This window comes from Mycobacterium pseudokansasii (genome assembly GCF_900566075.1).
Taxonomy (GTDB): Bacteria; Actinomycetota; Actinomycetes; order Mycobacteriales; family Mycobacteriaceae; genus Mycobacterium; species Mycobacterium pseudokansasii.
Genome location: NZ_UPHU01000001.1, coordinates 2956439 through 2973679 on the forward strand (window position 1 = coordinate 2956439; position 17241 = coordinate 2973679).

Below are 17241 nucleotides of genomic sequence, written 5' to 3' on the forward strand. Positions count from 1 at the left end.
CATTCAAGCCGTATCTGCCCGATAGACCCAGATCATCGACTCGATGGTGTTGGTTGAGCGCAGAGTGCGCGCCGAGATGGTGATACACCCGGGCACGGCACGGTCGACTTTTCGTCGGGGCCCTCGTGCACGCCGGCCGCCGCGCCCGGATGGCTGCAGTCCAATCCCTTTTGAGCATGTCGGAACGGTTGGCGTGCAGGGCCATTGAGCCGCCAGCGCCCCCGCCGCCTGCCGGTGGCGCAGCCACCGACTGATCCCCACCCCGAGATGCGGGCCTGTCGCGCTCCTACGCCACCAAGCACCCTGCCACGGGTTCCGCCGTGTCTGGGCGTCGCGCTACGACGAGCGCCGTGAGGTCAATGAGAAGATCCACCGGCGGTGGCGCGAGGAAGGCCTGCAGGTCAAGGTCGTCTCCCCGCGCAAGCGGGCCGGGATCTCCTCGGTCCTGCCGGTGCAGGCCGATGCCTCGAACGGGGTGCGGGTGAGCGACTTCCGTTTGACTCCCCACGTCGACGGCAGGGCAATCAAGATCGCCCCGATGATCGACGAGCACACCCGGGCCCTACTGCTGAATCTCATGGAACGCTCAATCACCGGCGAACACCTCGTCGGCGAGCTCGAGAGGGCCGTCGTGATAACGGCGGCCCACCGAAAGTGTCACGCCTGGATAGCGGTCCTGAGCTGGTTTCCCAAGTGCTACAACGGTTCTGCGACAACACCAGCGGGACGATGCACATCCCGCCAGGCTGCCCGTGAGACGACGGCTACATCGAATCCTTCAACAACAGACTCAGGAAGAAGTGTCTCAACCGCAACCATGGGACCACGCTGTTCGAGGCCCGCGTGGTCGTCGGCGACTTCATGCAGGAAACACAACCACCGATACTGTCACTTGGCCCAGGGCTACCGCAGGCCGGGCGAGTACGCTCCGGCGTGCAGGTGCACCGACATCCCGGTCGCCTGCAGCATCAACAGAGGATGGGTCAAGTCAACCTGCCTCTAGAGCCGGGTGAACTCAGCACCGGGGACTCGCCGCCACCACACTGCAGGTCACAAGGGGATAACCGCAATCGGAATTCCCACCAGACCCGGGATAGCCTCTTATCCAAGCACAGAGCGCCTTTCTTCGTTCAGCACACCCAACCATGATCAACCAGCACAAGAGCGCGAGGTTAGCCGTTCAGTGGCCACCTTCGGCCGGGGAACGCTGGTCTGGCTGGTATGTCGTTCTGCGAAGTGATTGCGTTACAACACCACACTGCATGATCGGTTGATTACGCCGACCCGCGACGGGTCACTGGCAGTGATGAGCGCGATCGCGCTTCAACGGCTCTGCTGACGAGCACAGTCTTCCGGTCGAGTCTTCTCGATTCTGCGGATGGACGCCGTCGAGTCGGTGAGACAGCCAGCGCTTGCCTGACTTCACGTGGTGGTACCCAACCTTCTCAAATGCCCCTTGCGCGCACGGCTTTCGCGTCCTACTGTGGCCTGCGTAATACAACTGTTATCCGTAGCAACTCTTTCGCTCGGCAATCATAGTGCTCGGTCCCAACCGAACCCCGGCCCATTCGGCCGGGGAACGGGTGCGGCCAATGCCTGGCACTGAGAGCGCTGCTTTTCGTGTAACACGTTGCCGCAGTGCAGCATTGTTGATGTCTTGGGTGAGGAGCAGCCGATGGCACGACCCAAACGAAGACCTTGGATGGTCCGATTGCGCATTTCTTGTACGCTGCGCAATGGCTGGCGCCTGAGTCGCTGATTGACGAACTGACTTCCACCGGCGCGACGATTGTTCGTCGTAGCTAAGCTGTCGGCCATACATTAGACGTCTCTCGGTGCAGACGCACGCTGAATTCGCCTGTAGAAAAGGCCATTCGTCGTTTAACTCGGACGAGTAGTAGCTGCTGCATTTGTGCTAGGTACGTCAGACCCATCAGTAACCGCGTCATTTCCTGACAACCCCCTTGCTATCCAAAGAGCATGAATTAGCCTGCGAGAGGACGAATCACAATGGACAGAGCGTGGATCATCGATTCGGCGATCGACACCATCGATGGCTTCGAGGCGTTGCTTGGAATCGGATTGCCCGTTTCCGGAGACGTCTTCAACACCAGTTCGTCATGGTTCACCCGAAGCGCCCAGGATCAGGCCTCGGCCGCTCCGGGCGACCGCTGGATGGGCACCGCGGCAGAAGCGTACTCGGCCAAGAATGAGCTGCAGAAGCTCCGTGAAGAAATCTTGGCGGACCTGGACTACATCACCGGGACGCTGGTAACGGATCAAGCGGACGCGGTAAGGAGAACCCGCGATGTCCTGGCATTCGCAAAGTGGATCCTCGAGAAGGCACGCCCGGTCGCCATAGTCATTTCCTACATACCCCTTGTCGGACAATGGCTCTCGGACGGGTTTCAGCTTCCGATCACTTCGCTGATGATGAGCATGGTTACCGGTGCGCTCGCATATCTGGCGTACAAGACGGCCGAAGACACCGCCAAACTGATTGCCGCGTTGTGGAAACTGGTCGAGCTGCTGGAAGCCCTGATCGAAGAGGAAGTGATCGCCGTCGTGTCGGACATCGAGTTCGACATACGACAATTCATCTCAAAATTGGAATCCGCCTTGTACGCGGCGTGGTCGGAAATCGCAAGCATATTTTCCGACATGGGCTTGGGGACTATCCTGTCCAGCCTGTCGTCGTTGTCGGGCATCGCCGGGATGTCGGGGAAGTCAGCCGCACCCGGCGCGGCCGCCATGCCCGACCTCACCCACTTGTCGAACCTGGCTCAGGTGTCCGATCCGGTGCGCGCTCTCGGCGGTGCCGGCTTGCCGGCGATGGGCCAGCGGGGCGGTGTGATGACTCAGATGCGTTCACTCCCAATGGAAGTGGGTCCTGTCGGCAGCATTGGCCAGGCCGGTAGCTCGGTGGGGACGACCGGCGCGCAATCCTCGTCGGGCGCCCCGGGATTGCCAGGGTCTGTTCCGCATGCCCCGACGCGCCGACCGCAGGGCGATGGCGGGAATGTCGGGGCTTCGGGCGGAGCGGATGCCGAGCGAGCGCCCGTCGATGGTCCGGCGGTGAGCGCTGAGAAGACCGGGAAAGTGCCGATATTTGTCAATGGCGGGGTGTCAAAAGCGTAGCAACCCAACCTGATAGCGACATTGTTCACCAGAGGGGAGTAATCATGGGACATTTTCTGTACGTCGTGCCGGAGTTCCTGGGCGTGCTGGAGCGGATTCAAGGCAACGTGTCGGCCGATGTGAAATCGGCGGTCGACATGGTTAGCGGAATCAGTCATTCGGTCTCGACCACCCACGGTTCGTTCTGCGCGCTGTTCAATCAGACCCTGGCTGGGTTCGAGACCATCCGCAGTGCCACCGGCGCGTGCGTTCAACAGGTCGACGGACAGCTAGCAGACAATCTGCGTAGGGCCGCCGGTGCTTATCTCGACACCGATGAAGGGGCGGCCAACGTGCTCAGCAAGTTCTTTCGCTGATCGCCGCCCGGGATAGGGGTCGGCCGCAGCCCGGGCAACGTCATCCGGGCTGCGGCACCCCCGGCCACCGCCGGCGGCGCCGTCCACGATGACATGACCTGCGCCCCGCTCCGATGTGGAATGATGTCCACGCTGGTCAAGGCCAACTCAGGAGCACTCAGGAGCACCCAGGAGCAGTGGTGGATCTCAACTTGTCGATGGTCACACGCCCGGTCGAGCGTCTGGTGGCCACGGCCCAGAACGGGCTGGAAGTCCTGCGGCTGGGCGGCCTGGAAACGGGCAGCGCGCCGTCGCCGTCCCAGATCGTCGAGAGCGTGCCGATGTACAAGCTGCGACGGTACTTCCCGCCGGACACCCGGCCCGGGCACGCGCCCGTGGGTCCGCCGGTGCTGATGGTGCACCCGATGATGATGTCTGCCGACATGTGGGACGTCACCCGCGAGGACGGCGCGGTGGGCATCCTGCACGCTCGCGGTCTGGATCCGTGGGTCATCGACTTCGGCTCACCGGACAAGGTCGAGGGCGGCATGCGCCGCAACCTGGCCGACCACATCGTCGCGCTCAGCCAAGCCATCGACACGGTGCACGACACCACCGGCCAGGACGTGCACATCGTCGGCTATTCCCAAGGCGGCATGTTCTGCTATCAAGCCGCGGCGTACCGGCGTTCCAAGAACATCGCCAGCATCGTGGCGTTCGGCTCGCCGGTGGATACCCTGGCCGCGTTGCCGATGGGTATTCCGGCCAACTTCGGTGCGGCCGCCGCCAGTTTCATGGCAGATCACGTCTTCAACCGGCTGGCCATTCCCAGCTGGATGGCGCGCACCGGCTTCCAGATGATGGATCCGCTCAAGACGGCCAAGGCCCGCCTCGACTTCCTGCGGCAGCTCCACGACCGCGAGGCCCTGCTGCCCCGGGAACAACAGCGCCGATTCCTCGAATCCGAAGGCTGGATCGCCTGGTCCGGTCCGGCCATCTCCGAACTGCTCAAGCAGTTCATCGCCCACAACCGGATGATGACCGGTGGTTTCGCCATCAGCGGCCAAATGGTGACGCTGACCGACATCACCTGCCCGATCCTGGCGTTCGTCGGCGAAGTCGACGACATCGGCCAGCCGGCTTCGGTGCGTGGCATCCGCCGCGCCGCACCTAACACCGAGGTCTACGAATGCCTCATCCGCACCGGCCATTTCGGTCTCGTCGTAGGATCCAGGGCGGCGCACCAGAGCTGGCCCACGGTCGCAGACTGGGCGCGTTGGATCTCCAGCGATGGTGACAAGCCGGCCAACATCAGCTTGATGGTCGAACAGCCGGCCGAACACACCGACAGCGGAGTCGCATTCAGCTCCCGCGTTGCGCACGGTATCGGAGAGGTCTCCGAGGCGGCCCTGGCCATGGCCCGCGGTGCGGCCGAGGCGGTGGTCGCCGCCAACAAATCGATGCGCACCCTGGCCGTCGAGACCGTCCGCACGCTGCCCCGCCTGGCCCGGCTGGGGCAACTCAACGACCACACCCGGATATCGCTGGGCCGGATCATCGACGAACAGGCCCACGACGCACCGCAGGGCGAATTCCTGCTGTTCGACGATCGCGTGCACACCTACGAGGCCGTCAATCGGCGCATCAACAATGTCGTTCGCGGCCTGATCGACGTGGGGGTGCGCCAGGGGGACCGGGTGGGCGTGCTGATGGAGACCCGGCCCAGCGCCCTGGTCGCCATCGCGGCGTTGTCCCGGCTGGGGGCGATCGTGGTGCTGATGCGCCAAGACGTCGACCTGGCCGCGCAGGTCCGTCTCGGCGGAGCGACTGAGATCATCACCGATCCCACCAACCTCGCCGCGGCTCGCCAATTGCCCGGACAGGTGCTGGTGCTGGGCGGCGGCGAGTCACGAGATCTGCACCTGCCCGAAGACGCCGACGTCATCGACATGGAGAAGATCGACCCCGATGTCGTCCAACTGCCCGCCTGGTACCGGCAAAACCCTGGTCTGGCAAGGGATTTGGCGTTCATTGCGTTCAGTGCGGTCGGCGGTGAGCTGGTCGCCAAGCAGATCACCAACTACCGCTGGGCGGTGTCGGCCTTCGGCACCGCATCGACGGCCGCCCTGGACCGTCGAGACACCGTGTACTGCCTGACACCGCTGCACCACGAATCGGCGCTGCTGGTCAGCCTGGGCGGCGCGGTCGTGGGCGGCACCCGCATCGCACTGTCGCGCGGACTGTGTGCCGACCGGTTCGTCGCCGAGGTACGCCGCTACGGCGTCACCGTCGTGTCCTACACCTGGGCCATGCTGCGCGACGTGGTCGACGACCCGGCATTTGCCCTCAACGGCAACCACCCCGTGCGGCTGTTCATCGGCTCGGGTATGCCGACCGGATTGTGGGGCCGCGTCGTCGACACCTTCGCCCCGGCACATGTCGTCGAGTTCTTCGCCACCACCGACGGGCAGGCGGTGCTGGCCAACGTGTCCGGCGCCAAGATCGGCAGCAAGGGCCGCCCGTTGCCCGGCGCCGGACGGGTCGAACTCGGTGCTTACGACGCCGAACACGACCTGATCCTGGAAAACGAACGCGGGTTCGTCCAGGTTGCCGACGTCAACCAGGTCGGCGTGCTGCTCGCACACGCCAGCGGACCGATCGACCCGAGCGCGTCGATCAAGCGGGGCGTCTTCGCACCCGCCGACACCTGGATCTCCACCGAATACCTGTTCTACCGCGATGCAGACGGGGACTACTGGCTGGCGGGCCGGCGCGGCTCGGTCGTACGCACCGCGCGGGGAATGGTCTATGCCGAGCCGGTCACCGATGCGCTGGGCTGCGTCAACGGTGTCGACCTCGCCGTCACCTACGACGTATCGGTCAACGGCCATCAGCTCGCGGTCGCAGCGGTGACATTGCGGCCGGGAGCGACCATTACGGCGGCCGACCTGACCGATGCCGTCGCGGGCATGGCGGTCGGACTGGGACCCGATGTCGTGCATGTGGTTTCGCAGCTGTCGCTCAGCGCGACCTACCGGCCTACCGTCAGCGCGCTGCGGGCCGCCGGCATTCCCAAGCCGGGCCGCCAGGCATGGTATTTCGACCCTGCCTCCAGCGAGTTTCGCCGGCTGACCCCGCCGGCGCGCGCCGAGTTGTGCGGCGAGAAGAACGCCGATGCTTGACGAAAAGCTGCTGGACATTCTGGTGTGTCCGGCTGACCAGGGTCCGCTGCTGCTCGTGGACGACGGGCAGGTGCTCTACAACCCGCGGCTGCGGCGCGCCTACCGCATCGAGGACGGCATCCCGGTATTGCTGGTCGACCAGGCCCGTGACGTCAGCGACGACGAGCATGCCCGCTTCACGGCGCCAGGCCCTCCGGCAGCTCCCCGGTGAGGTAGCGCTGCAGATTCGGTGCGATCGTCTGCACGATCTGCTCGGCCGGCAGCGACGCGAAAGGCTCCACCTTGACGATGTAGCGCGCCATGGCCACACCAATCAACTGGGAGGCGACGAATTGAGCGCGGATCCTTCCTGTCCCTGGCGGGCTGTCGACGCGTGAACCCAGCTCCGATGTCACCACGTCCTGAAAGAAGGAGCGCACAAAAGTGACGCCGTCGGCCGATAGCAGCGACCGCACCGTCGCGATCAACCGTGGGCCCAGTTCGGAATCCCACAGCGCAAGCAATGCAGTCGGTAGTTTCACGCCGAGTTCCTCGACCGGGGTTTCCCGCATCGGCGCGATGATGTCCATCGGATCCACCGGTATGTGAATGGCGGCGACGAAGAGCTGTTGTTTCGTGCCGAAGTAGTGATGCACCAGGGCCGCATCTACTCCGGCGGCCGCGGCCACGGCCCGGATCGAAGTTCGGTCAATACCGTTGTGCGCGAACAGTTCTCGAGCACAGGCCAGGATGCGCTCGCGGGTGTCTGAATTCCCGGCCGGCCGGCCGGGGCGTCGCCGCGCCGCCACTACGGCGTCCGCCGTCGCAGCGTCACCGCCGCCAGCCCCAGCGAGGCGACCGCGAAAGCCAGCACGACGACGATGTCGCGCACGGTGGTGTAGGTCAGCTCGGAATGTCCAGCCACCTGCTGCAAGGCCTCCAGCGCGTAGCTGGCCGGCATCGCATTGCTGAGCCACTGCAGCCAGGTCGGCATCAGCGCGCGCGGGACGATGATGCCCGCCAGCAGCAGTTGCGGCACCATCACCAACGGGATGAACTGCACGGCCTGAAATTCGGTGCGGGCGAAGGCACTACAGAGCAGCCCCAGCCCGACACCCAAGGTCGCGTTGACGATCGCGATCACGAAAACCCACGCGGGACTACCCGCGGTATCGAATCCGAGGAACCAGAACGCCACAATGCAGGCCAGCGTGGCCTGGGCGGCCGCGGCGATCGAAAACGCGGTCCCGTAGCCGGCGAGCAGATCGATTCTGCGCAGCGGAGTGGTCAAGATCCGCTCCAGCGTTCCCGAAGCCCGTTCGCGTTGCATGGTGATCGCCGTGATCACGAACATCACGAAAAGCGGGAAAAGGCCCAGCAACACCATGCACGCCGTGTCAAATCCGGAGGGGACACCGGGACGGGGCGGAACCTTGTCGAACATGAAATACATCAGCGTGATGACCAGCACGGGCACCAGCAGGATCATCGCGATGCTGCGGTGATCGGCTGTCAGTTGGCGCAGAATCCGTACGGTGGTGGCCGTATAGTTCTGCAGGCTCAGCCGGCCGCGGGCGCGGTGGTGGTGCGTCGGATGATGGACAGAAACGCGTCCTCCAGTGATGTGCATCCCGTTTCCTTCCGTAATTCGTCCGGCGTGGTGTGGGCCAGCAGCCGTCCTTCGCGCATCAGCAGCAGATCGCCGCAGCGGTCGGCCTCGTCCATCACGTGGCTGGACACCAACAGCGTGGTGCCACGCCGGGCCAGCGCGGTGAACTGATCCCACAGTTCGACCCGCAGCACCGGGTCCAGGCCGATCGTCGGTTCGTCGAGCACCAGCAGATCCGGCCGGCCGACCAGGGCGCAGGCCAGCGAAACGCGGGCCCGCTGGCCGCCGGAGAGGTTGGCACAGCGCGCAGTCCGGTGGCTGCTCAGGTCCACGGCGTCGATCACCTCCTCGGCGGCTTGACCGTCGACTCCGCAGAGTTCGGCGAAGTAGCGGACGTTGTCGATCACCCGCAGGTCGTTGTAGACGGTCGGGTCCTGAGGCATGTATCCGACGCGGTGGCGCAGTTGGGACGACCCGGCCGGCAGCCCCAGAACCCGCACCGTACCGGAGGTGATGATCTGGGAGCCGACGATGCATCGCATCAGCGTGGTCTTGCCCGAGCCGGACGGGCCCAGCAGCCCGGTGATGGTTCCGCACCCGACCCTCAGTGAAACATCTTGAACCGCTGGGTGTTTGCCACGGATGACGGTCAAGCCTTCGATGACGACTGCCAGTTCGGCACCGGCCCGAATTAATTCATCATTCGATGAACTCATCATATGATGAATATCGACCCGTTGTCGGCACTTGTCAAGGGGCACGGCACAATCTCTGCGGTGAGTGCTGAGCAACTCGTGGGGGACCCGGTCGCTGCCGCGCGCCGACTGCTGGGCGCCACGCTGGCCGGACGAGGGGTGAGCGGCATCGTCGTGGAGGTCGAGGCCTACGGCGGGGTGCCTGACGGCCCCTGGCCGGATGCCGCGGCGCATTCCTACCGCGGACTCAGCGGCCGCAACGCGGTGATGTTCGGGCCGCCCGGGCGGCTCTACACCTACCGCAGCCACGGCATCCATGTCTGCGCCAATGTCTCGTGCGGTCCCGACGGCACGGCCGCCGCGGTCTTGCTGCGGGCGTGCGCCGTCGAGGGCGGCATCGACGTCGCCCGGTCTCGGCGCGGTGAACTGGTTCGTACCGCCGCGCTGGCGCGCGGTCCGGGAAACCTCTGCTCGGCATTGGGAATCACCATGGACGACAACGGAATCGACCTATTTGACCCGGCCAGCCCGGTACGGCTGGAACTGAACGATCCGCCGACGGCGCTGTCCGGCCCGCGAGTGGGGGTCAGCCAGGCCGCCGACCGGCCGTGGCGGTTGTGGGTTGCCGGGCGACCGGAGGTGTCGGTGTATCGGCGTAGCCCCCGAGCGCCGGTCCCGGGCGCCAGCGGCTAGCCTGGAAGACTCTTCGATCATGATTCTTGACGAATTGGCCTGGCGTGGGCTGATCGCGCAGTCCACCGACCTCGATGCGCTGGCCGCCGCATTGCGGCCCGGCCCGATGACGCTGTACGCCGGCTTCGATCCCACCGCGGCGAGCCTGCATGCCGGACATCTGGTGCCGCTGCTGACGTTGCGCCGCTTCCAGCGTGCCGGGCATCGGCCCATCGTGCTGGCAGGCGGGGCCACTGGCATGATCGGCGACCCGCGCGACGTCGGCGAGCGCACCCTCAACGACGCCGACACCGTCGCCGAATGGACCGAGCGGATCCGGGGGCAGCTGGAACGCTTCGTCGATTTCTCGGATTCTGGGGACTCGCCGACCGGGGCCATCGTCGAGAACAACATCGAGTGGACGTCGGCGATGTCGACCATCGAATTCCTGCGCGATGTCGGCAAGCACTTCTCGGTCAACGTGATGCTGGATCGCGACACCATCCGGCGCCGCCTGGAAGGGGAGGGGATCTCCTACACCGAGTTCAGCTACATGCTGTTGCAGGCCAACGACTACGTCGAATTACACCGACGCCACGGCTGTGCACTGCAGATCGGCGGTTCCGATCAGTGGGGCAACATCATCGCCGGAGTCCGGCTGGTGCGCCAAAAGCTCGGTGCGGCAGTGCATGCGCTCACCGTCCCGCTGGTGACCGCCGCCGACGGCACCAAGTTCGGCAAATCCACCGGCGGCGGCAGCTTGTGGCTGGATCCGCAGATGACCAGCCCCTACGCCTGGTACCAGTACTTCGTCAACACTGCCGACGCGGACGTGATCCGCTACCTGCGGTGGTTCACATTCCTGTCGGCCGAGGAGTTGGCCCAACTGGAGCAGGCTACGGCCGAGCGGCCCCAGCAGCGGGCGGCCCAGCGACGCCTCGCCGCCGAACTCACCTCGCTGGTACACGGCGAAGCAGCCACCGCAGCCGTCGAGCACGCCAGCCGGGCGCTGTTCGGCCAGGGCGAGCTGGGCCGGCTCGACGAGCCGACGCTGTCCGCCGCGCTCCGCGAAACCACCGTCGCCGAACTGAAACCGGGAAGTCCGGACGGGATCGTCGACCTGTTGGTGGCCACCGGCCTTGCCGACGGGAGGAAGGCCGCGCGGCGCACCATCGGCGAAGGCGGGGTGTCGGTCAACAACATTCGCGTCGAATCCGACGAATGGGCACCGCGGCCATCGGATTTCCTGCACGGCCGCTGGTTGGTGCTGCGCCGCGGCAAGCGGAATATCGCCGGCGTCGAACGGGTCGGCTGACCACTACGCCGACTCGTCGAGGGGGGTGCGCATTGGCGAAGCGTGCGACGTCATCAGGCCTGGGGCGATGACTTTCACGACCGGAATGCACGCGTCGTCGAAATCGCACACCACAGCAACCGGCTCGGTGCCGGCCTCGGCCGCCACAGCGGTTGCCGCCGACGCCAGAAGGTCGTCGAGTGAGCTAACGTCGGGGACGTCCCACGGGTTCGGCTCCGCAGTGGGCAGCTGTCGTGTCGATCCCCGCAGCGGAGCATAGGTGTGCATTCGGGCGAATCGGTGATAGATCACCAACGGCAGATCCTCGCGGGCTCCGCTGATGGCGGTGAGGCGCGATTGTGCGGCTTCGGTAATCGCACGCGACAACGCCACGTTGGGGTCGTGATGCAGGCCATGGCCGGCGAACGGTACCTCCGTCATTGATGAAGTCAGTTCGGCGGTGAAGCAGTAATACCCGTCCCAGGTGTCGATCCGCGCGATGTGCAGTTCGCTTCCGGCCCGCTGAATCATGTCGACCAACGCGGCGCAGTCGGAGCTGGCGACATCGTCGAGGGGCACCGCAAATAGCGTCGACCCGGGTTCGGCCTGAGCCAGACTGTGGCGTTCCATGACCTCGTACAGCCCGTGCAGGGCGGCCTCGTGATAGCTATTGCCCGAAGCCAATCCGTTGGTGTTCATCGAAAATGTCGGCGGGCCCCATGCATCCCGGATCTCGATATTGACCAAGACGGCCGGCCACGGTACCCAGGTCTGACGGCCCGTCAACAGCGTGGTCGCGATCAACCAGTCCACCTTGGCGTCGGCGTGGTAGAAGCTGCCGACCGGACGGCGCAGCTGTTCAGGGGCGTAGGTCAGACTCGTTGCGAGTTCGGTTGCGGCTGCATTCGACAGATCCGGCGTGACGTTCTCGGCGTGCCAGCTCTCGAGCGATTCCATCACGGCAGAGACTTGGGCCGCGCGGTAGTTGGCCGCCTTACCTTACCCTGGCTGACTGACAAGGTCAGCGAGGCCGGTCTGACGGCTTGGACAAAGCCCTACAGTCAGATCGAGATAGCCGAAGTGATAAAAGTCAGGTTACGATACTTTACGGCTTTATGAGAAGCTCGCAACTGCCTAGCCTACTCCCAGAACTCTGCCGCGAATAAGAATAAACCCCAACTAAATGCGGCACCGTAACGTGTTCCCTGCCATTCGAATTCGTACTCCTCATGTCCGGGGAGGAGTTTATCGAACAGGGACCATTGGTCGCCGTCTGTCATGGGGCCAAAATATTTTGTGAACTCTGTTATGTCCATGCTCCATGCGGGCAGCTCAGTTGGCAAATTGACTGTTGGCGAATGACCTCTAACGTGCCAATATCGCGCCGACACAAGCAGTCCATCTTTGCCGGTGGCTTTGAAGTCGAATTCAGGCCACAATACGCTGCTATATGTCAGTGACGTGGAGTCCTGATCCGCCCCCAGGAGCTTCTTCAAGGTTTCAAATCGCGACGTCTCGGCGCCAAGAGTTTCGGTCACCTGGGCATGTATGCGCTCCGCGTCGCTCACCGAGAGCCCGTATTCAGCTAGTTTGGCCTCTAGTACCGAGGCTTTTTTGTTGACCATTCTTATCTTCATCGTCATGAGCAGGTACACTTCGAACTCGACGATTGCGGCAACCGAGGCTGTATTCACCACTTATCCGTTCAATTACCTAGGTAGGGTAAAAATTGGTTAAGGTCACCTTTGAAGACTGTGACCGATCCGTCGGGATGTACCATCATTGCCACTCGCTGAGGTAGTGCCACCGGCAGTACTACCTTTGTTCCATCGGGGAGGTTGGCGATTCCCCCGGTATCACCAAAAGCTGCTTTTGCGGCAATATCGGTTGCCTCCACAGCCTGTTGCTACTCTTACGGAATCCTCGAATGCCTCAATCTTCGGGCCACAATTTCGTTACCCAGAGAAACAGGCCCCAGCTGAATGCCGCACCGTATCGCTCCCCATCCCATTGAAACTCGTACTCCTCATGGCCGGGGAGAAGCTTGTCAAACAGCGACCATTTCTGACCGCCGGTCAAGGGACCAAAATGTTCTGCAAACTCGGTGATATCCACACTCCAAGTCGGCAGCCCGATTGGGGATTCGACGCTGCGCGAATCGCGCCCCATGTGCCAATATCGCGCCGACTCAAGCACGCCTTCTTCACTTGCGCTGGCTTTGAAGTCAAATCCTGGCCACAACACGCTGCTGTATTCCAGTGATGCAACACCGCTGTCCGCAACGCCCAGTAGCTTCTTCATATTCTGAAAGTAGGAGGCTTTGTCACCAAGAGTCTCGCTGACCCGCTTATGCGTACTTTCCGCGTCGCTAACGGATAGCCCGAATTCGGCTAGTTTAGCATGTAAGAATCTGGCTTCTTCCTTGATCATTCTTAGCTTCGTCGTCATGAGCAGGTAGACCTCAAAATCAGTTATTGCAGCAAACGAGGTTGTATTCATCGTGTCTCCTGTCAATGACTAAGATAGGGCAAGAATTCTGTAAGGTCGCCGTTGAACGCTGTTACCGATCCGTCAGGGTGCACCATCATTGCGACCTTCTGAGGTAGGTATTTTGGTAATATGACCTTTGTTCCATCGGGGAGGTTGGCAATTCCTCCAGTTTCACCGAACGCTGTCTGAGCGGCAATCTCGGTTGCCTCGGCAGCTTGTTCCTGGTCAAGGTGCAGGGAAGTTACCTTGTCCGCCAAGGCCTGGAGCTGCCCGGAACCCTTCGGAACCGTCTTTACTTCCTCACCAATTTTCTTAGCCCGCTCGGCAATGCTTGGGCTTGGGGGCGTGCCCGGTTGTGGTTGGGCGCCGGGCGTACGGGGTTGTTGTGGTGCGGGTTGTGTCCAGTATGGGATGTCGGCGCGTTTGGCGTCGTTGGCGGGCGGGTATTGGGCGTTGGCCGCATCTAATTGGCGTTCGAGTTGGGCCTTCAAGCTGTTGTAGTACCAGGCTTCTTGGTTATAAACCTGAACCGCGTTCCAATCGGAGGGGTTGGGCGGATTGAGATTGTGGTGGTCGATGTCGCTTGTCAACTTGTTGTAGGCGTCTCGCGTCGCTTGCAGCGACGGCGGGGGCGGTGGGCTGGCCCAGGGCGGAATGGGGTGCTGCCCCAGCGGTGGTGTGCCCGGCGGCGGAGACGGTGGCGGTGGAATCGGTGGTTGCGGCGCAAGTGGTGGCAGCACGGGTGGTGTTTGGGGTGCTGGGCCGGCTCCAGAACCCAGCGTCTGGGCGCCGGGGGACCCGGCGCCGCGAGGATCACTGTCGTCCGTCGCGTAATTCCCCAGGGGCTGGCGTCACGTAATTCCCCAGGTGCGGGCCTCGGTGTAGGTCTTACCGGCCCGTGGGGGGCGGTGTCTAGTTGGTGGAGCGGCCGGGTCGTTTCCGGGGCCGATAGCTGGGTCCGTCCATGAGGACTTGGTGGCTGGTGTTGATCAGCCGGTCGAGCAGTGATTCGGCCACGACGGGGTTGGGGAACAGCGGATACCAGTCCTTGGGGGCGCGGTTGCTGGTCAGGATCAAGGGTTTGCCAGCGATTGCCCGATCGGAGACCAGATCGTAGAGATCGTCGGACTGGGTGGTGGTGTGTTCACGCATCGCGAAGTCATCGATGATCAATACCAACGGCCTGGTGTATTCGCGCATGCGCTGACCGATGGTGCGATCGGCGTGGCCACCGGCCAGGTCGGCGAGCATGCGGGCGCACTTGACGAACCGGACGTCGCCGCCCCGACGGGCGACGTGATGCCCAAGTGCTTGTGCCACATGGGTTTTCCCGACGCCGACCGGGCCGTAGAGGATGACCGACTCGCCGGCGTCGAGCCAGCGCAGCGCGGCCAGATCGCGCAGCATGGCGCCGGGCAGTTTCGGGTTGGCGGTGAAGTCGAAGTCTTCGAAGGTGGCTTGTTCTTCGAACTTGGCGCGGCGCAATCGTCGCCTCAGGGCGGCGGATTCGCGGCGGGCGATCTCGTCCTCGCACAGGGCTTGCAGAAATTCGAGGTGGCCGAGCCCGCCGTCGCGGGTTTGGGCCAGCCTGGCGTCGAGGGTATCGAGCATGCCGGACAGTTTCAGGGTGCGCAGCGCATTTCGCAACGCTGGGTCGCAGATGGACACGGGTGGGCTCCTTGGGAGTGGATTGTGTTGCAGAGATGAATAATTCGCCGATTGTTAGGCGAGCTGGGTGCCGAACTGTTCGGGTCCGCGCAGAAACGCCCCGGCCGCGCCGCCCGCGCCGGTGACTTGCTCGTTGGTGCTGTGTTCGGTGCCGGCGATCAGGATGCCCTTGATGGTGCGATAGGACGGGTCGCCGACCTCGATGGCGCGGGCGCAGGCGGCTTCCAGCCGCTCACAACCGTGTTTGTCGCGCAGCCCCAGCACCCCTTGGGCTGAGCGCAGGTGATGGATGGCGTTGTCGGCCATGAATTCGGCGATCACCGCCTCGCAGGCCGGGCCGACCAGTTCGGCGGTGTGCCGACACCAGGTCGGGGTGCGCATGTGGAATGCGATCTTCTCCGGCGGGTAGTGGGTGAAGTCAGTGGAGCGCCCGGACGGGCGGCGCACATGGGTGGCCACCACATCGGCACCGGCGAAGATCTGCACCACATCCCCGGCGGTGCGGGCGTGCAAGCGCTGTCCGATCAACCGCCACGGGACGCTGTAGAGCGCCTTGCCGACCTTAAGATGCGCATCCACCCCGACGGCGCCGATCGACCAGCTGGTGAGTTCAAACGCTCTGGGCGGCAACGCGATCAACGCGTCTGCTTCGATGGCCTCAAACACTCGCAATGGCGCGGCGCCCTCCAAGGCGCGGCAGCGCCGGCCGCCGGCGACCTCACGGCTCCAGCGCACCGCGTCGGCCTGCATCCCGGTCAGCGAGGCGAACTCGCGGCCTTTCCAGAATGAATCGCGCACGTAGCTCATGGGTCGTTCCACCCGGGGTTTGTCTTTGGGTTTGAACGCCCGCGCCGGGTCGACCAGCGTGCCGTAGTGGGTGGCCAACTCGGCGTAGGAGCGGTTGATCTGCGGATCGTAGAGGTCGGGTTTGTCCACCCCGGTCTTAAGGTTGTCACACACCAACCGCGCCGGCACCCCGCAGAAGAACTCGAACGCCGCGACATGGCAAGCGCACCACGCGGTTTGATCCATCCGGATCACCGGGCGCACGAACAGATGACGCGAGCACGACAGCACCATCACGAACGCCCACACCGCCACCCGCTTGGCCGTGGCCGGGTCGGTCCACATGCCCAGCCGGCCATAATCGATCTGCGCCTCACTACCGGGATCCACCGACCCGCGTGGCACGGTAACCCTCTCGCGGGCCACCTCCTCAGCGAAATGCGTTGCGATCCAACGCCGCACCGACGACTCCGACGCCGCCACCTCATGCTCGTCGCGCAACCGCTGGGCGACGGTGGCCACCGTGACATCGGCATCCAGCCACGCCTTGATCCGATCGCAGTGCGGCGCGATCAGCGGCCACGTCAAGGACCGCGCTGCCGGATCGCCCAGTCCCGGGAACCACCCGCCGATCAACTCCGCCCACTGATCAGCCGACAGCGGCTCGCCACCAGGCTCGAGGCCATCGGCGATCGCCGGAGCCAAATATTTGCGGACGGTCTTCCGATCGATACCCAACGACGCCGACAACTGGACCTGGGAGCGGCCCGCGTGCCAGTGGGTGAACAACTCGACCAAATCGAGCATCAAGATACTTCTCCTCGCCATCAGCGCCCTTCCATCCGTCAGCCGACGGATCAAGAGCGAACCTGTGTGCGAGGCCCACACCGGGCAGACACACCGCCCAGGGTGGGGAATTACGTGACAGCCGGAGTGGGGAATTACGTGACGGACAACCCCTCAAACCTGGGGAAATACGTGACCGCTGACATCACCGCTTCCAGTGGTGAGCCCTGGCGGGTCGCATTGCGGGGCAGCTGGTGTTGGAGGTTGGGGTGGGGGTGGGCAGTTGAGGGTGTGGGCGGTGTCGCCGGGGTCGAGCGGGGGCGCTGGTGACGGCGCGCCGCCGGGTCGTGGTGGTTGTGGGTGGACGTAGGCCAGCGGCTGCACCGTCGGGTTGGGCGCGGTGGTGACGGGACTGTGCAGCGTAGCGGTGGTGAGCATGCCAGCGGGTGCGCCGCTGCCGGGTTGCCGCACGGCCGGCGAGGTGAACCCATCACCGGTAGGCCGAATGTAGCTGGTTAAGCCTGTAGCCGGATAACCGCCGACCGCACCACCGGTTCCCGGACCCGATCCGGTTGGCGGGGAGAGGGTGCCAGCGCGGCTCTGCATC

At 64.1% G+C, this 17241-nt stretch carries 17 protein-coding genes and 1 pseudogene; 6 read left to right on the forward strand and 12 right to left on the reverse strand.

Annotated elements, in window-relative coordinates; translation table 11 throughout:
- Nucleotides 1-336: 336 nt before the first annotated feature.
- Complete coding sequence (locus EET10_RS13415) at nucleotides 337-579, reverse strand: hypothetical protein (RefSeq protein ID WP_063467598.1); 243 nt, start codon at nucleotides 577-579, stop codon at nucleotides 337-339.
- Nucleotides 580-2010: 1431 nt separating this feature from the next.
- On the opposite strand from EET10_RS13415, the gene EET10_RS13420 reads away from it, so the two are divergent.
- The 4 genes from EET10_RS13420 (at nucleotide 2011) to EET10_RS13435 (ending at nucleotide 6866) form a co-directional block, all read left to right on the forward strand.
- Nucleotides 2011-3138, forward strand: a complete 1128-nt coding sequence (locus tag EET10_RS13420) for an EspA/EspE family type VII secretion system effector (protein ID WP_063467599.1) — start codon at nucleotides 2011-2013, stop codon at nucleotides 3136-3138.
- A gap of 44 nt (nucleotides 3139-3182) precedes the next feature.
- Nucleotides 3183-3494: an ESX-1 secretion-associated protein gene (locus tag EET10_RS13425; RefSeq protein ID WP_036403362.1), complete on the forward strand. Its 312-nt coding sequence runs from the start codon at nucleotides 3183-3185 to the stop codon at nucleotides 3492-3494.
- Between the two features lie 176 nt (nucleotides 3495-3670).
- Nucleotides 3671-6655 carry an acyl-CoA synthetase gene (locus tag EET10_RS13430; RefSeq protein ID WP_099188367.1) on the forward strand — a complete coding sequence of 995 codons (2985 nt, stop codon included), beginning with the start codon at nucleotides 3671-3673 and terminating at the stop codon, nucleotides 6653-6655.
- Nucleotides 6648-6866, forward strand: coding sequence for a Trm112 family protein (locus EET10_RS13435; protein WP_036403361.1), 219 nt, complete (start codon nucleotides 6648-6650; stop codon nucleotides 6864-6866). The genes EET10_RS13430 and EET10_RS13435 overlap by 8 nt, the downstream gene beginning before the upstream one ends.
- On the opposite strand, the gene EET10_RS13440 is transcribed toward EET10_RS13435, so the two are convergent.
- Genes EET10_RS13440 through EET10_RS13450 form a run of 3 tightly spaced genes read right to left on the reverse strand, consistent with a single transcriptional unit; the run spans nucleotide 6832 to nucleotide 8962 of the window.
- Nucleotides 6832-7443: a TetR/AcrR family transcriptional regulator gene (locus EET10_RS13440; RefSeq protein WP_036403359.1), complete on the reverse strand. Its 612-nt coding sequence runs from the start codon at nucleotides 7441-7443 to the stop codon at nucleotides 6832-6834. The genes EET10_RS13435 and EET10_RS13440 overlap by 35 nt on opposite strands.
- Nucleotides 7443-8192, reverse strand: a complete 750-nt coding sequence (locus tag EET10_RS13445; protein ID WP_244601938.1) for an ABC transporter permease — start codon at nucleotides 8190-8192, stop codon at nucleotides 7443-7445. The genes EET10_RS13440 and EET10_RS13445 overlap by 1 nt, the downstream gene beginning before the upstream one ends.
- A 2-nt stretch (nucleotides 8193-8194) precedes the next feature.
- On the reverse strand, nucleotides 8195-8962 hold the full coding sequence (locus tag EET10_RS13450; RefSeq protein WP_063467600.1) for an ABC transporter ATP-binding protein: 768 nt from the start codon (nucleotides 8960-8962) through the stop codon (nucleotides 8195-8197).
- A 57-nt stretch (nucleotides 8963-9019) separates the two neighbouring features.
- Here EET10_RS13450 and EET10_RS13455 point away from each other — a divergent pair, with 57 nt between their 5' ends.
- Both EET10_RS13455 and tyrS read left to right on the forward strand, forming a co-directional pair.
- Nucleotides 9020-9631 (forward strand): DNA-3-methyladenine glycosylase, encoded by a 612-nt coding sequence (locus tag EET10_RS13455; RefSeq protein WP_036403520.1) that lies wholly within the window; start codon nucleotides 9020-9022, stop codon nucleotides 9629-9631.
- 19 nt (nucleotides 9632-9650) lie between these two features.
- Nucleotides 9651-10925, forward strand: a complete 1275-nt coding sequence (gene tyrS, locus EET10_RS13460; protein ID WP_036403352.1) for a tyrosine--tRNA ligase — start codon at nucleotides 9651-9653, stop codon at nucleotides 10923-10925.
- Nucleotides 10926-10928: 3 nt separating this feature from the next.
- Here the strand turns inward: tyrS and EET10_RS13465 are convergent.
- The 8 genes and pseudogenes from EET10_RS13465 to EET10_RS30220 all read right to left on the reverse strand — a co-directional run.
- Nucleotides 10929-11953, reverse strand: a pseudogene (locus tag EET10_RS13465) (YcaO-like family protein); the annotation flags it as partial.
- A 90-nt stretch (nucleotides 11954-12043) separates the two neighbouring features.
- On the reverse strand, nucleotides 12044-12598 hold the full coding sequence (locus tag EET10_RS13470) for a hypothetical protein (protein ID WP_081260650.1): 555 nt from the start codon (nucleotides 12596-12598) through the stop codon (nucleotides 12044-12046).
- Between the two features lie 11 nt (nucleotides 12599-12609).
- Nucleotides 12610-12801 carry a hypothetical protein gene (locus EET10_RS13475; RefSeq protein WP_244601937.1) on the reverse strand — a complete coding sequence of 64 codons (192 nt, stop codon included), beginning with the start codon at nucleotides 12799-12801 and terminating at the stop codon, nucleotides 12610-12612.
- Nucleotides 12802-12836: 35 nt separating this feature from the next.
- Nucleotides 12837-13403 (reverse strand): hypothetical protein, encoded by a 567-nt coding sequence (locus EET10_RS13480; protein WP_036403350.1) that lies wholly within the window; start codon nucleotides 13401-13403, stop codon nucleotides 12837-12839.
- 11 nt (nucleotides 13404-13414) lie between these two features.
- Nucleotides 13415-13984: a hypothetical protein gene (locus tag EET10_RS29170; protein WP_136624733.1), complete on the reverse strand. Its 570-nt coding sequence runs from the start codon at nucleotides 13982-13984 to the stop codon at nucleotides 13415-13417.
- 322 nt (nucleotides 13985-14306) lie between these two features.
- Nucleotides 14307-15062, reverse strand: a complete 756-nt coding sequence (istB, locus tag EET10_RS13485) for an IS21-like element helper ATPase IstB (protein WP_122502214.1) — start codon at nucleotides 15060-15062, stop codon at nucleotides 14307-14309.
- A gap of 54 nt (nucleotides 15063-15116) precedes the next feature.
- Nucleotides 15117-16655: an IS21 family transposase gene (gene istA / locus EET10_RS13490; protein ID WP_122502215.1), complete on the reverse strand. Its 1539-nt coding sequence runs from the start codon at nucleotides 16653-16655 to the stop codon at nucleotides 15117-15119.
- 153 nt (nucleotides 16656-16808) lie between these two features.
- A complete protein-coding gene (locus EET10_RS30220) occupies nucleotides 16809-17240 on the reverse strand; it encodes a hypothetical protein (protein ID WP_136624734.1) in 432 nt (143 codons plus the stop codon).
- Nucleotide 17241 lies beyond the last annotated feature (1 nt).